Here is a 15,079-nt window from a genome sequence, read left to right as displayed (position 1 = left end):
AGTGGCTATGGATATTCAAACCCTGTTTAACTGGTTACTAGAGCAGCAATTATTACTCAGCATAATGCTTGGCGGGTTTATTATATGTGAGCGTTTTAGTTTAAGGCTGCTTGGCCCAGGCTTTGTGTATAAATTAGTATGCCTAATCCCCGTATCGTTACTGGTTGCAAACTTACCAAGTAACATTAAGCCACTGCAAAATAGCGCCATTAGCCATTATTTAATAACGCCTAACCAACCCCTTATTAATAACTTAGGCCTAAATTGGGCCGTGCTTTATGTAGTGGTTAGCCTAGTGCTGTTTAGCATAGCGTTTGTTGTGCATATTCGCTTTATAAAAAATCTGCAGCTCAATTATTTAATTAATAGCGAACACACTCTAACCTCACACATTAAAACCTATACCAGTAATCATATTGCATCGCCAATGGTGGTGGGTATTTTACAAAGTAAGCTCATACTGCCTAGTAATTACAAAACCCAGTTTGATAAAGCCACTTTGGCACTTATTTTAGAGCATGAGGCTGTGCACATAAAACGCAAAGATAACCTAATAAATGCCCTGCTGTTACTGACTACTATTTTAATGTGGTTTAACCCGCTCGCCTGGATGGCTTACGCAAGCTTTAGACGCTTGCAGGAGCTAACTTGTGATCAGCGGGTACTTGCCAATAAAACCACACACCAACACATTTTATACAGCAAAGCCTTAGTTAACTGTGCGGCAGCAACGCCCGCAGGCCTAATGGCTTATTCACTCTACGGAGATAAAAAAACCATGTTACAACGACTTACCAATATAAAGCACAGTGGCAATCACTCTCGCCTAGCCAAAGGTGGCTTACTGCTAATAGCAACAAGCATGCTTAGCGGTTTAGCCATTGCAAAACAGCCCCAAACTGAAATAACGAAAAAGGATCATATTTCACCAACAATACGCATTGAACCTGTCTACCCAGCCCAAGCCGCTAAGCAAGGCATTAGCGGCTCGGTTGTATTAAAGTACGATATAGCCGCCAATGGCAGAACAAAAAACATTAGTGTCATTCAATCTAAGCCGTCAGACGTTTTTGATAAATCAGCTAAAGAAGCGCTGGCAAAGTGGGAGTATAAAATCTCTGAGTCAGGCTTTAATGATGTACTTGTACAGCTCGATTTTGCCATAAACAGTGAGGTTGCTAATACCGATTTAATAGAGCGAATTAAAGTATCGCATTAAGGCTAATGAGTGATGCAAGAGCACAAAGCAAGCGCCCTTTTAGGCCGCTTGCTTTGTGGTTTTAACAATAAAATTAAATACTCACTACAATCATGGCAATGGCAGTGCCTAAGCCAATAAACCATACAAGCGAACGTATAATATCTAAGTTCAACCAATAAAAAATGCAATACAAAGTGCGCGAAACTATATGAGTAACCGCCAAGGTTTCGGTTACTGCATTTACCGAGTTAGTTCCCAATACCACCACAATAGCAACGGCAAACACTGCAAGTGATTCAAAACAATTTTGATGAGCAGCGAGCGCACGCTCACCAAAGCCCGTTAATTTTGCTTGTTGAGAGCGCGGGTGTTTATTGTCGTATTGGCCAAGCTTTGCCATCGCAATGGCCACTGGTATTTTTGCAAAATAAGGCATTAATACAGCAAGTAATGCGCATACTACTAATGTTGTCATAATTTATTCTCTTATTTTAAAACCTAGTTATTTAACCAATACATATAACACACATACACAAAAAAGCCGCCAACACGTTTTATGACATACGCAGGCGGCTAAACAATAACATCATACTTACTATAGCTAAGTTTACCTATAAAGCAGTGCGGCATAATGTCGCAGGTGATGAATATTCACTATCACCCTTAATGCGTCGCTTTAATAACTAAAGATTGTTAACTTATAGACCTTATTTTTTACCGACGACCCCTATGACTTGGATCTTTTTCACTTTTTTAGCCGCCTTTATGCAAGCATGGCGAAATGCCCTACAAAGTAAATTAAGCGCACATGCAAGTGTGGCTGGCGTAACCCTTTCGCGCTTTATTTTAGCCGGCCCTATTGCTGCAGTGTATTTGTATGGTCTTTATCAATATAAAGACACAGCCATGCCTACCTTTAATAATGCCTTTTGGGGGTTTGTTATTGGCGCAAGTGTTATGCAAATACTCGCCACCGGCTTAATGGTAAAACTGTTTAAAATGAATAATTACGCCATAGGTGCAGGGCTTGCTAAAAGTGAGGCATTAGTAGCGGCTATTTTAGGGGTATTGTTTTTTGGTTCTGCGCTCAGCCTTCTTGGTTGGCTGGGTGTATTTTTAGGCGCTATTGCGGTGCTTTTACTTAGCGGCATAACCAGCGTAAAACACTTTGATGCTAAAACAGCGTTACTTGGCCTTGCCTGTGGTACCAGCTTTGCCCTTACATCGCTGTGGGTGCGTGAAGCGAGCTTAAATTCAGGGTTATTGTTTCCACACTCAGCTGCATGGGTTTTACTGTTTGTAATAAGCCTACAAACGCTTATATTACTTGGCTATTTATTACTAAAAGTGCCACACACTGTTGGCAAACTTTGGCAATATAAAGGCACCACTGCCGCAATTAGTACTTTTAGCTGTATAGGCTCTATTGGCTGGTTTAGCGCGATGAGTTTACAGCACGTAGCGTATGTTAAAACGCTTGGTCAGGTAGAGGTATTTTTTACCATGCTAATTGCTGTACTTTGGTTAAAACAGCCACTTAAAAAACAAGATACCGCGGGCTTAATACTCATAGCCATTGCCGCTGTTTTGGTGATGTTGCCAAATTGAGAACATAAAAAAGCGCAGGCTTTTAAACCTGCGCTACTATAGGCTGCTTATAACGTTTAAAGCGAGTATTAAGCGCTCTTTTTAAGAGCTAATTTTTAGCGTTATCACACCGCAAATGATCATGAGTACACCAGCAATACGGCCAAACGTGGCTGCATCACCGTAAAGTAATATACCCACTAAAAACGTACCCGCAGCACCTATTCCGGTCCATACGGCGTAAGAAGTCCCCATTGATATTTGCTTTTGTGCAAGCCACAACATAAAACCACTGGCTGTTAAAAATGCAATTGCCATTACTATACCCTGCCAGCGTGTGTCGGGGTTTTGTGAAATTTTTAAACCAATTGGCCAGCCTATTTCAAGCAAGCCGGCAATGACTAAATAAACCCATGCCATTAAACATCTCTCTTTTTCAAAATTACGTCGTATAAATCTTCGCGGCGATCTTTTAAATTGCGCACCGTACCTTCGCTATGAAGAATTTTTAGCTTATCCATATCAAGGTCGCTAAATAGTAACATTTCAGTATTAGGTGTGGCTTCATTTAATGTTGCATCATGCGGAAAAGAAAAGTCAGACGGGGTCAATACTGCCGATTGCGAGTACTGTACGTCTAGGCTTTCTACCTCAGGTAAGTTACCCACTGAGCCTGCAATAACCACATAACATTCGTTTTCGATTGCGCGCGCTTGCGCACAGTGACGAACCCGTAAATAACTATTTTTAGTATCGGTCCAAAACGGCACAAAGAGTATATCAAGCCCCTGCTTGGCTAATATGCGTGAAAGCTCTGGGAACTCTACATCGTAACAAATTTGAATACCTACACGCCCAGCATCGGTATCAAACACGGCAATTTTGTCGCCGCCTTGAATCACCCAATCATTTTGTTCATGCGGGGTTATGTGTATTTTTCGCTGCTCGTCTATTTTACCGCTACGGTGGCATAAGTAACTTACGTTATAAATTTTATCGTCTTCGGCAAGTGGCATAGAGCCGGTAATAATATTGGCGTTATACTCTATTGCCATACGCGACATCGCGTTTTTAAATGTTTCGGTATATTCGGCTAAATAGCGGATTGCTTCGGTTTGATTATTCTGATCGCCTAAACCCATAAGTGGCGCGTTAAAAAATTCCGGAAATAATATAAAATCGCTTTTGTAGTCAGATACCGTATCTACAAAGTATTCTACCTGCTTGAGCATTTCGTCAACCGACTCTACACAGCGCATTTGCCATTGCACCGCACCTATACGCACTATCGATTTAGTTGATTCGAGCACGGTATCGGTTGGCTCGTACATTATGTTATTCCACTCAAGCAAGGTGGCGTAACCTACAGACTCTTGATCCTCCGGCAGGTACTTTTTAAGTAACCGCTTTACCTGAAAGTCGTTAGAAAGCTGAAAACTTAAAATTGGGTCGTAAAGCTCTTTTTGGTCAACCTTTTCAATGTATTCCATTGGCGTCATTTCACTGCTGTGATTGTAATAACGCGGAATACGGCCACCGGCTAAAATAGCGCGTAAGTTATATTGGCGGCACAACTCTTTACGGGCATCGTATAACCTGCGCCCTAAGCGCATGCCTCGGTGGGTTTCGCTAATTGCTACATCTAAACCGTATAGCGCATCGCCGTCGGAGTCACTAAATACACGGTCGTGCCCATCGGCTATGTCTTCGTATGTGTGAGGATTTGAAAAACGCGCGTAGTCTACTTGCACGCTTAGTGCTAAGCCCACCAGCACGCCATCATCTACAATGCCTATTTGCCCTTCAGGGAACTGATCTATCAATCTAAAAATAGTATGGCTTGGCCACGCGCCACCTAAATCAGGATAAGCCTGATCCATTAAGGTTTTAATTTGCGGATACTGCTCTTTTGTTAAGTTACAAATTTCTAGGTGGGTTTTTTCTGCCGACATACACAACTCCTTTGGGCATAATAAAATAAAAGCCGAATGTACGCTAAAGTACACTCAGCTTTGTATCATGTTTTTTACGTTACGCGTACTACTTTAAGCTGCGATAAAAAAGTGTAGTCACTTTCTCTTTTGGCAACCAGCCTGCGTATTCAAGGCCAAGCTCTGCCAATGGATCGGCTTTTAGTACTTGCTCTAAGCTAGCGTTATTTTGCATTGCTTTTAGCATTAAATCTTTGGCTTTTTTAACAAGTTTAGCATACGTTTCCAGCCCTGAACGGTCACTTACCGGCCCATGCCCGGGTATCACTATGGTGCGCTCATCTATTTTCTTAATAACGTCATTTACGGCTGCTAATATTCCATCAACACTGCCGCCGCTATCTACATCAACAAACGGTAAACTGCCAAAGTTAAAGTAAATATCGCCCATGTGCACTATGTTATCGTTATTAAAAAATATCACCGAATCACCGTCGGTATGTGCATGGGCGTAGTGCACTACATGGGCGTGTTCGTTATTAAAATGCAGTTTTAAATCGTGCCCAAAGCTAATGCGTGGCAGGTAATCTGAGTTTGCACCGTGTTTTTCTTCTAATCGCTTATGTACGTTGTCGTGCGCAATGACATGCGCACCGGCTTTGGCAAAGTTTTCGTTGCCGCCAGTGTGGTCGCCATGATGATGCGTATTAATTACAAATTCCGCACTACCGGGTTTTAAATCGCTAATGGTTTTTTTAATGTCGTTTGAAAGCTTAGCAAATTGGTCATCAATAATGTAAATGCCATCTTCCCCTACACTTGCGGCAATGTTACCGCCTTGGCCAAACAGTACATACACACTGTCGCTTAGTCTTTCTGCCGTGACCGGGTTTTCATCTGCATGTGTTGCACTGCTAAGTAATAAGCCTGTTATTAATGCGGGTAGTATTTTTTTCATTTTAGTTCTCTGTTGATTTATTAATGATTATATAGAACGTGATTAACTGTAATTTAGTTCATCGTGCTGGCTCTATCACTATTTGATGTATTAGCGTTTGTGGTAGTAAAGGCGTGTGCTTACCTTCAATGTAGTCACTAAAGCCTGCACGATAAAACGCGGATAGCGGATGCCCCGACTGCCCACCGGGCACTGCCATAATGGCGTTTTCTAAATGCCCTGGTTGGGCAATAAAGCGCTGTGATGCACCAAAGCTTTTGCCCTGTACAGCCGGCATGTAGCTATCGCCAAAAGCTGGCGCTACAGGCATATTTAAAAGCTTAGCCAGTATGGGCATTTGTTTAGCAAACGGGTGCTCAATATTAAGCGCATTTACTTTACCCCACTGCCAATTTTGCAAGTTATCCCCATACTCAGCCCCAAGTGCTGTCACTGTTTGGCTAAATGCACCTAATAACTGCTCGTCCCAATTTTTATACTCAGGGTTTACCCATGAGCCCGGTCTATCCTTAATAAGCTGCCATATAGCTGGTTCTAGATCGCGTTTTACATATTTAAGCGTGGCGTCTTGCTCATTAAGTTTGTTCTCCATGCTTGCAAATACAGTATTAATTAATGTGCTGCGGTAGTGTTTAACTAAGGTATAACCTACCGAGCTTGCACATGCGCATTGCTGCCAGTTTTCAAGTGCACTTATGTACTGTGCGTTTTTGGCTTTGTCTTTTTTAAGCTGATTAAGTAGCAATGTGTGCCATGGCGTTAAAAAGCGGGCTTGGTTATCAAGCTGTAGCGCGTAAAAGTCGCTCTCAGCAAAGCTTTGTTTTTCAAATAACCTATCACGAATTTGGCTCGAGCGAGCGCCTAGCGCGTACCCGCCATTGCCAAAGCGTGCATTATCAGTGGCCGACACAACGCGGGAATTACCTGTCCATAATCGCCCATTTTGCGGGTTTTTAACATAAGGGCGCTGATGCTCATTTTGCTGCCAGTCGGGTGAGTATTCGTTTGCATTAACACTTAGCTCACTCGGTGTTTTACGCGCCGGTATAGCCCCAATATGTTGCCATGCAGCACTGCCTTGGCTATCTACCACCATTAAATTTTGTACCGGAATACCCACATCGCTTGCCACATCTAGCGCATCATCTACGCTAGTGGCTTGCTCTAGTTTCAGCAGGTCCATGTTTACAGCATAAAGTTGGTGTGCAGCCCAGCTAAGTGCATAAGGCTGTTTATTTATATATTTTACTGGGCCGTATTCGCTCATGGTTAATGAGTAATCGTCCACGTCGCCACTAGGCAGTGCGATAGGCTCATTGACTTGCCATCTTTTATTATCGTTACTTAAAGCAACCCAATCGGCCGTGTCTATGTAGCCGTTAGTAAAGCCCCAGGCAATTTTATTATTGGTACCCACCACAATAGCAGGGGCGCCGGGTAGCGATACGCCAGTTACCTGAGCTTGCTCGCCATTTTGTGTGTAATTAAGCTGCGCCCTGTACCAAATAACCGGCACCGCCATAGATAAATGCATATCGTCAGAGAGCATGGCTGCACCCGTTTGGGTATGCGCACCGGTTACTGCCCAGTTATTGCTACCGCGCTCTTGATTTGGCTGAATATTTTTAACCGTGTGCTGTGCTTGCTCTGGAAGTTGAGGAATTGTGCCTGTAAACGGGGCAAGTTTACTGCCATCAAGCGCTGCTTGGTATTGGCTAGGTTGTGTTAAAAAATCAACCATGTGTTGTCCGTATGCTTGCTCAATATGTATGAGAGCTTCATCTCGCTCAAAGGTGGCACTTTGCAAATCAAGGTACATGCTAAATATAACTAATAGGCTATCTTCACTTTGCCATGGTTTTTGCGCTCCGCCTGTAAGTAAATACTCAAAGCTTGCAAAGCCAACTTGTGCCAGCCCTTCGTTTACACCTTGGGTGTAGCTGTTTAATAGTTGTTTATCGCTTTCGGGTAAGGTGTTTAATATAGCGCGGCTGCGTTTTCGCAATTGATGAAAGCGCATTTTTTTATCAAGCCCAAGGGCCGCTTTACCAAATAACTCACTAAGCTCACCGGCGGCGTTACGTCTTAATAAGTCCATTTGAAAAAAACGGTCTTGCCCATGCGCATAGCCTAGCCCGTATGCCGCGCTATTGCGGTTTTCGGCCTTTATAACCGCCTGCCCTAGTGCATCACGCGAAATAGTAACCGGCTTATTAATTGCTGTACTTTGGCCTTTACCATCAAGTGTGGGCATACTTAAACTTAATACGCCATACACAAGCGCTGTACCAGCTAACCCTAAAACCACAACGAGTAACACTAGCCATTTGATTACTTTAAACATTAATTTGTCCTTTGCACCATTTGTTGCACATATAATAACCATAGTTTTATTAAATAATAATGTTCTTACTCGCAAAGGGTGAAATAAACATCAAAATCCACGATAATAGCCATTCCACATTTTGTGCAGATCTAGTTGAGACTCATATGACTGAAAAAACATTTATCAAAGGTAAAGACCGCGACCTAGAATCGTCTATCTCTACCATGCAAAACAAGCTAAAAGCGCTAAACATCAATGTTGAAGAAGCACTTTGGCTTAACCCTGTAGCTAACTGTTATTCAGTTCATATAAAAGACAGCGACTGCGGTGTTATGTTTACCAATGGTAAAGGCGCAACCGATAAAGCATCTATCGCCTCTGCGTTAGGTGAATACTTTGAACGATTAAGCTGTAATTACTTTTTTGCCGACTTTTACCTAGGTGAAGAATTTGCAAACAGCGACTTTACTCATTATCCAAATGAGAAATGGTTTAAAGTTGAAGGCAATGAAGTGCCAGAAGGCATAATGGACGAAAGCCTTTGGGATTACTTTGACCCAGAGCGTGAGCTTAATGCCTCACACCTTTTTGACTTTAACTCAGGTAATAACGAGCGCGGCATTTGTACATTGCCATACACACGCCAACGCGATAACCAAGACGTATACATTCCGGTAAACGTAATTGGTAATATTTTTGTTTCTAACGGCATGAGCGCAGGTAACACTAAGTTTGAAGCACGTGTACAAGGGCTATCAGAAGTATTTGAGCGCGCCATTAAAAACCGTATTATCGCAGAAGGTATTTGTTTACCTATCGTCCCTGAAGAGGTTGTAAAGCAATACCCTAAAATTCACGAGGCGTGTGAAGAGCTACGCAGCCATGGTTTTCATTTACGTATTGCCGATGCTTCACTAGGCGGTAAATACCCTGTAATGAGCGTAACGCTTATTAACCCTGTTGATGGCTCTGTGTTTGCCTCATTTGGTGCTCACCCATCATTTGAAGTTGCCCTTGAGCGTACGGTTACCGAGCTACTACAAGGTCGTCGCCTTGATCAACTTGATGTGTTCCAACCAGCTACTTTTGATAACGATGAAGTTGCAACGCCTGAAAACATTGAGCTGCACTTTATCGACTCAAGCGGTTTAATCTCGCATGACTTTTTCCGTGCTGACGCTGACTTTGACTTTGTTCATTGGGACTTTAGCGGTACTACAGAGCAAGAATACAACTTCTGTACTGACTTAATTCACAGCATGGGCCACGACATTTACATTATGGATTACACACACTTAAACGTGTATGCATGTCGTATTTTAGTACCAGGTATGTCAGACATTTACCCAGTAGATGAACTAATTTGGCGTAACAACAACGAAGGCGCTAAATTCCGTGAAGCATTCCTATCGCTTGATCAGTACAATGCGCAGCAGTGGATGGACATTTACGACAGCCTAGAAGAAGCAGGCCACAGCGATATTATTCGTGCTGCTGAATTTATTGGCCTTGCCACCGATGCCGACACACCTTGGCATACACTGCGTATTGGTGAGCTTAAAGCGCACTTATGTTTAGCCGCAGGCAACGAAGAAGCCATTGATTGGGTAGACTGGATACTACACACAGGCCAAGTAAACGAAGATGCAATGCGTCACTTCCGTTGTTTAAAAGCCATTCTTGAAATTAAATACGATGACGAGCGCGACTACGCCGACTACCAAGATGCACTGGGTTTAATGTTTGGCAGCGATAACGTAACGCTGGCTATTGAAATAGCAGAAGGCCGTAAATTATTTAATGGTTTAACCTTCCCAGGTTTATCGCTTGAAGGCTTTAAAAAGCATGCAGCACTACTTGATGGTTACCGTAAGTTACATGTCGCTAAGCAAAACCATTGGGCACGTGAAGTAACCGACGCTTAATAGTTAAACTACTAATTATAAAAATAAAACGGCGCTAATTTATCAGCGCCGTTTTTATTTATACAATAAATTAGCTATAGTTAAATTGCCTAAAATAACAGCATGACTTAGCCAATGCCGCCAAAAAATAACAACAAAAAAAACACTATTAGCAACTATAAGCTGACCTTTTGGTTATCGCTTACGCTAATAATATTAGTGAGCATTGTGTTAGATAGAATTAACTACAATCGCGCAAAAGACGCCCACCGCCTACAAATTTTATCTCAAGTAAGTACATACCGTGCACAACTAGAGGCCACCTTGGTATCAAACATTCAGCTTGTTCGTGGATTAGCGGTTGCTGTATCAGCTGAACCTGAGTTACAACAAGCACGGTTTGAGCAAATTGCAGCGCCTTTGTTTAATACCTCCAGTGAGCTGCGCCATATTGGTGGTGCGCCCGACATGATAATTCGTATGTCTTATCCACTAAAAGGTAACGAAAAAGCCATTGGCTTAAACTTTTTAGAAAACAAAAACCAACGCCTAGATGCCATTAGAGCCCGTGATACCAATACTATTGTTATGGCAGGACCACTTAAACTAGTGCAAGGCGACATTGCCCTTATTGCCAGAGTGCCTGTTTATATTCCGCCTGAAAACCGCTTTTGGGGGTTGTTATCGGTGGTGCTCGACATTGAAAAAGTATATAAAAACTCAGGCATAAAAGAGCTTGAAAAAAACTACAACATTGCTATTCAAGGGCGTCATGGTTTAGGCAAAAAAGGCGAGTTTTTTTATGGCAATAACAATATAACCACACAAGAGCCGCTTGATTTTACGCTTAATTTTCAAGGGGGAAGCTGGCAATTATACGTAGCCCCTAAAGAAGGTTGGAGCCCCGCACCTTCAACTATATGGCCGCTTAGAATCGCCATTATAATTATTTGCGGATTACTAATATGGGCGTTCTTATTCTTTTTAAAAATGCTAAACCGCCAGCAACAAAACGAAAAAATGCTGGAGGCAATGAGTGACCTTGCCCAAATTGGGGCGTGGTCATTTAATTTAGAAACCAAACAAGTGTATTGGTCAGATATGACCAAAAAAATATTTAAGTACCCGCTAAATAAAGAGCCTACCTGGCCTACAAACTTAAATTACTTTAAAGCAGGCGAAAGCAGAGAACGTATCACTCAGCTAGTTGAATCTGCAATTAAAGAAGGCAAAAGTTATGAAGCCGAACTTGAAGTAATTGACTCTGAAGGGCGCGAAATGTGGGTGCTTATTCATGGTGAAGCCGAGCGCAAAAACGAGCGCTGTGTAAGAATATTTGGCTCATTGCAAAATATTGATACCCGTAAGCGTATTGAGCTTGAAAACAGCAAAATTGCCCTACATAACGAAATTTTAGCGTCGCTTACAGCCAACGACCTTATTTTAAGTGGCCAATTAAGCCAATCTAAACAAGTTATTACTGAATCTATTTGCCATGCTCTAAACATTGAGCAAGCCAGTATTTGGTTTTTTAATAGCTCAAAAACCTCATTGAGTCCTATAGCATCCCATAATATTGAAAACAGAATGGGTAATAATAATGCAGTGTGGCTTAAAAAAGAGGCACCTGATTTTTTTGAAGTCATAGAGAAACACGCTGTGTTTAGCACCAGTGATGCCCAAAATCACCCTCTACTAAAACCCCTTAAAGCGCATTACTTTGCGCCGCTCAATATTAATGCCATGCTGTGCGCAATCATACCGGCAGGAAATGGCACCATTGGCATAGTATGCGCTGAGCAATGTGCTTCAATGCGCCCGTGGTCACGTAACGAAGAAAGCTTTTTAATTGCCGTAGCCGCCCTTGTGGGCAGCTTGCATTCAAGTCAGCAACGTATTGAAACAGAGCAGCAGCTAGTCACCGCCAAAGAAGCTGCAGAGCAAGCAGTAATGGCTAAAAGTGAATTTTTAGCCAGTATGAGCCACGAAATAAGAACCCCCATGAACGGCGTACTGGGCATGCTAAATATTATCAAGCGCACCCAGCTCAACCAACAGCAAGAGCACCATATTGAGCTTGCACAATCTTCAGCTCAGTCGCTGTTAAATATAATTAACGACATTTTAGACTTTTCTAAAATTGAAGCAGGTAAACTTGATATAGAAAATGTGCAATTTAACTTACCTAAATTACTTGGTGAAGTTGTTGAGTCGTTTGCGCTTAAAGTGGAGCAAAATAATACCAATCTCATTTTAGATGCCACCCAAATTACTATCAGCGAAATAATTAGCGATCCGAATAGGTTGCGTCAAATTTTAAATAACCTGATTGGCAATGCCGTTAAGTTTACTATTGATGGGCAAATTCTGGTGACCGCGCAGATAGATGAAACCACCGATGGCAGTTTTTTACATTGCTCTATTATTGATACCGGCATAGGAATAGACGCAGAAAAACAAAAAACTTTATTCGACTCATTCACTCAGGCCGATGCCTCAACCACCCGCCAGTTTGGCGGTACAGGCCTTGGCCTAGCTATTGTTAAGCAGCTTTGTGAACTCATGGAAGGCGAAGTAAGCGTAACCAGCATGCTAAATGAAGGCAGTACTTTTTCGTTTTCTATAAAAATACAGCCACGTTTAACTAAAGCGCAAGATTTACCCAGCCACTTAATTAATAACAAACATATTTTAATTATTGATGCCTGCACACTTAACGCCAATATTGCCGCCAAACAATTACGCGTATGGGGCGCACACGTTAATATTTTAAATGACTATAGCGGCATCATTAATTATTTTGATAACTGCGATACCCAGCCAGATGCATTGCTAGTCGATTATCATTTTTTTGAGCAAGCTGCGCACCCACAAATAAATACATTAAAAAACCGAGTAACCAGCAAGCAAAGCAAACTGGTTGTTATGGCACCAATGAGTTATTCGCAAGAGCATAACAACATTGGCATAAATATAGACTGCCTGATATTTAAACCGCTTACTCCGTCAGATTTATTTGATTCACTCACTAACGATAAATACATTGAGCAACAACAGCGCCAAGCACAACTGCAAAATGAGTTAACCGAAAAGCCCAAAGAAATATCAGCGCACGCGCAAGTGCTTTTAGTAGAAGATAACAAAGTAAATCAGGTGGTGGCCTCAGCGTTGTTAAAACAAGTTGGGCTTACCTTTGATATTGCACAAAACGGCCAAGATGCACTAGATAAGCTAAACAGCAGCCAAGACAAAAAATACCAGTTAGTTTTAATGGACTGCCAAATGCCCGTGATGGATGGCTACCAAGCCACGCAAGCTATACGCGAAGGCAAAGCGGGCAAGCATAATAAACATATTACAATCATTGCGTTAACGGCAAACGCAATGCAGGGCGACAAAGAGAAGTGCCTCGATGCAGGAATGAACGATTATTTAACCAAACCTTTAGATTCCGCAGCACTAGAGCCTAAATTACAACAATGGCTTGGTACACAATAAAGGTGTAAGCTAAAAATACTGTTTACTAATAAAGAAAAGCCATGCATTTATCAGCAAATCAGCAGCGCGTTATTGGCTGCCTTTTAGAAAAACAAAGCACTACACCCGAGCATTATCCACTGTCGTTGAACGCACTGACGAATGCGTGTAACCAAAAATCAAATCGAGACCCGGTTGTAAACTTGAGCGAAAGTGAGGTGCAACAAACACTGGATGAGCTTATAAGTCAGCGCCTTGTAACGCTAGACGAAGGGCTTTCGGGACGAGTTAATAAATACGATCACCGTTTTTGTAATACAGAATTTAGTAGCTTACAGTGGAGCACGCAGCAACGGGCTATTATATGCTTACTGCTGTTACGCGGTGCACAAACACCCGGTGAGCTAAGAACGCGCAGCGCTCGCCTAGCTGACTTTACAAACGTTAGCGAAGTAGAAACTGCCCTGAGCGCGTTAGCAAAAGATGACTACGTAACAAAGCTTGAGCGCGAGCCCGGCAAACGAGAAAGTCGCTACATGCACCTTTTTGCTGACCCAGCAGTAGCGCCAAGCCCAGTGCCAGCTACAGAAGTCGCAGAAGTTAAAAACGATGAAATTAACGAGTTACTTGCAGAAATTGAGGAACTAAAAGCCGAGCTTAGCCGTATAAAAGCACATTTAGGACTTTAATTAATAACCACTAAACCAGATAATGTAAGCCTATTTAAAAACTACTTATTAAATAACGAGGAGCTGGCCATGCGCGCCGAAATTATGGCTGAAATGAAAGTTCAGCCAACTATTGATGTAAACGCCGAAATTACCCGTCGAGTTAACTTTATAAAAGCACGTTTAGTGGCAGCCCATAGTGTATCGCTAGTGCTTGGAATTAGCGGCGGTGTTGACTCATCGACCTGCGGGCGCTTGTGCCAATTAGCCGTAGATGAACTAAACGCAGAGCAAAACACTAATAAGTACCAATTTATTGCGGTTCGTTTGCCATACGGTGTACAAGCAGATGAAGACGAAGCGCAAATGGCCGTTGATTTTATCAAGCCTAGTAAACGCATGACCGTCAACGTAAAACCTGCTGCCGATGCATTACACGAGCAAGCCATGGCGGCAGTAGTAGGCAGTGGTGAAGAGCTACCTGAGCAAGCTAAAGTTGACTTTGTAAAAGGTAATGTAAAAGCACGCCAACGCATGGTAGCGCAATACGAAATAGCTGGTTTTTGCCAAGGCCTCGTTGTGGGTACCGATCACAGCGCTGAAAACATTACTGGTTTTTACACCAAATTTGGTGATGGCGCATGCGATTTAGCCCCGTTATTTGGCTTATCAAAACGTCAAGTTCGCGCACTTGCAACTGCCTTAGGTGCGCCTGAGCTATTAGTAACAAAAGCCCCAACAGCTGATTTAGAAAGTGACCGCCCAGGCCTCACCGATGAAGAAGCATTAGGACTGAGCTATGATCAAATTGACGACTTTTTAGAAGGCAAGCCGGTGGCTGCAGAGGTTGAGCAAAAACTAACTGATATTTATGTTCGCACTCAGCATAAGCGCCAACCCATTCCGACTATTTACTATGATTTATAACGGCTAAGCAGCTAGTGCTGCGTATGCACTAGCTGATCTATTCGCCGTAATGTTACGTAAAACAAAAAACTGATTTATAGTTAATTTTAACGCCTGCCAA

At 42.4% G+C, this 15,079-nt stretch carries 11 protein-coding genes; 6 read left to right on the top strand and 5 right to left on the bottom strand.

Annotation, left to right across the window (positions count from 1 at the left end):
- Positions 1-7: 7 nt before the first annotated feature.
- Positions 8-1,219 carry a TonB family protein gene (locus tag OIZ54_RS19080; RefSeq protein ID WP_264391065.1) on the top strand — a complete coding sequence of 404 codons (1,212 nt, stop codon included), beginning with the start codon at positions 8-10 and terminating at the stop codon, positions 1,217-1,219.
- 73 nt (positions 1,220-1,292) lie between these two features.
- Here OIZ54_RS19080 and OIZ54_RS19075 read toward each other — a convergent pair whose 3' ends face one another.
- Complete coding sequence (locus OIZ54_RS19075; protein WP_054983708.1) at positions 1,293-1,676, bottom strand: MAPEG family protein; 384 nt, start codon at positions 1,674-1,676, stop codon at positions 1,293-1,295.
- Between the two features lie 254 nt (positions 1,677-1,930).
- Here OIZ54_RS19075 and OIZ54_RS19070 point away from each other — a divergent pair, with 254 nt between their 5' ends.
- Positions 1,931-2,809: a DMT family transporter gene (locus OIZ54_RS19070; protein WP_264391064.1), complete on the top strand. Its 879-nt coding sequence runs from the start codon at positions 1,931-1,933 to the stop codon at positions 2,807-2,809.
- Between the two features lie 81 nt (positions 2,810-2,890).
- On the opposite strand, the gene OIZ54_RS19065 is transcribed toward OIZ54_RS19070, so the two are convergent.
- From OIZ54_RS19065 to OIZ54_RS19050, 4 genes are all read right to left on the bottom strand, one after another.
- Positions 2,891-3,208, bottom strand: coding sequence for a DMT family transporter (locus OIZ54_RS19065; RefSeq protein WP_004588993.1), 318 nt, complete (start codon positions 3,206-3,208; stop codon positions 2,891-2,893).
- Positions 3,208-4,740, bottom strand: coding sequence for a bifunctional GNAT family N-acetyltransferase/carbon-nitrogen hydrolase family protein (locus OIZ54_RS19060; protein WP_029773759.1), 1,533 nt, complete (start codon positions 4,738-4,740; stop codon positions 3,208-3,210). The genes OIZ54_RS19065 and OIZ54_RS19060 overlap by 1 nt, the downstream gene beginning before the upstream one ends.
- An 88-nt stretch (positions 4,741-4,828) precedes the next feature.
- Complete coding sequence (locus tag OIZ54_RS19055; RefSeq protein ID WP_264391063.1) at positions 4,829-5,677, bottom strand: MBL fold metallo-hydrolase; 849 nt, start codon at positions 5,675-5,677, stop codon at positions 4,829-4,831.
- Between the two features lie 58 nt (positions 5,678-5,735).
- Positions 5,736-8,021: a penicillin acylase family protein gene (locus OIZ54_RS19050; RefSeq protein ID WP_264391062.1), complete on the bottom strand. Its 2,286-nt coding sequence runs from the start codon at positions 8,019-8,021 to the stop codon at positions 5,736-5,738.
- A 146-nt stretch (positions 8,022-8,167) separates the two neighbouring features.
- On the opposite strand from OIZ54_RS19050, the gene ycaO reads away from it, so the two are divergent.
- From ycaO to nadE, 4 genes are all read left to right on the top strand, one after another.
- Positions 8,168-9,928 (top strand): 30S ribosomal protein S12 methylthiotransferase accessory factor YcaO, encoded by a 1,761-nt coding sequence (ycaO, locus tag OIZ54_RS19045; protein WP_138579759.1) that lies wholly within the window; start codon positions 8,168-8,170, stop codon positions 9,926-9,928.
- A 114-nt stretch (positions 9,929-10,042) separates the two neighbouring features.
- Entirely contained in the window at positions 10,043-13,405 is a 3,363-nt protein-coding gene (locus OIZ54_RS19040) for an ATP-binding protein (protein ID WP_264391061.1), read from the top strand.
- A 41-nt stretch (positions 13,406-13,446) separates the two neighbouring features.
- Positions 13,447-14,073 carry a YceH family protein gene (locus tag OIZ54_RS19035; RefSeq protein ID WP_055255385.1) on the top strand — a complete coding sequence of 209 codons (627 nt, stop codon included), beginning with the start codon at positions 13,447-13,449 and terminating at the stop codon, positions 14,071-14,073.
- A gap of 69 nt (positions 14,074-14,142) precedes the next feature.
- Positions 14,143-14,979 (top strand): ammonia-dependent NAD(+) synthetase, encoded by an 837-nt coding sequence (nadE, locus tag OIZ54_RS19030; protein ID WP_264391060.1) that lies wholly within the window; start codon positions 14,143-14,145, stop codon positions 14,977-14,979.
- Positions 14,980-15,079 lie beyond the last annotated feature (100 nt).

Origin of the sequence: Pseudoalteromonas sp. A3, assembly GCF_025942345.1 — a bacterium.
GTDB classification, from domain to species: Bacteria; Pseudomonadota; Gammaproteobacteria; order Enterobacterales; family Alteromonadaceae; genus Pseudoalteromonas; species Pseudoalteromonas atlantica.
This window is presented reverse-complemented; position numbering and strand designations above follow the sequence as displayed.

Bases quoted from the DNA above. Each gene is read 5' to 3' on its own strand.
- OIZ54_RS19080 (WP_264391065.1), top strand. From the start codon at position 8: ATGGATATTCAAACCCTGTTTAACTGGTTACTAGAGCAGCAATTATTA.
- OIZ54_RS19075 (WP_054983708.1), bottom strand. From the start codon at position 1,676: ATGACAACATTAGTAGTATGCGCATTACTTGCTGTATTAATGCCTTAT.
- OIZ54_RS19070 (WP_264391064.1), top strand. From the start codon at position 1,931: ATGACTTGGATCTTTTTCACTTTTTTAGCCGCCTTTATGCAAGCATGG.
- OIZ54_RS19065 (WP_004588993.1), bottom strand. From the start codon at position 3,208: ATGGCATGGGTTTATTTAGTCATTGCCGGCTTGCTTGAAATAGGCTGG.
- OIZ54_RS19060 (WP_029773759.1), bottom strand. From the start codon at position 4,740: ATGTCGGCAGAAAAAACCCACCTAGAAATTTGTAACTTAACAAAAGAG.
- OIZ54_RS19055 (WP_264391063.1), bottom strand. From the start codon at position 5,677: ATGAAAAAAATACTACCCGCATTAATAACAGGCTTATTACTTAGCAGT.
- OIZ54_RS19050 (WP_264391062.1), bottom strand. From the start codon at position 8,021: ATGTTTAAAGTAATCAAATGGCTAGTGTTACTCGTTGTGGTTTTAGGG.
- ycaO (WP_138579759.1), top strand. From the start codon at position 8,168: ATGACTGAAAAAACATTTATCAAAGGTAAAGACCGCGACCTAGAATCG.
- OIZ54_RS19040 (WP_264391061.1), top strand. From the start codon at position 10,043: ATGCCGCCAAAAAATAACAACAAAAAAAACACTATTAGCAACTATAAG.
- OIZ54_RS19035 (WP_055255385.1), top strand. From the start codon at position 13,447: ATGCATTTATCAGCAAATCAGCAGCGCGTTATTGGCTGCCTTTTAGAA.
- nadE (WP_264391060.1), top strand. From the start codon at position 14,143: ATGCGCGCCGAAATTATGGCTGAAATGAAAGTTCAGCCAACTATTGAT.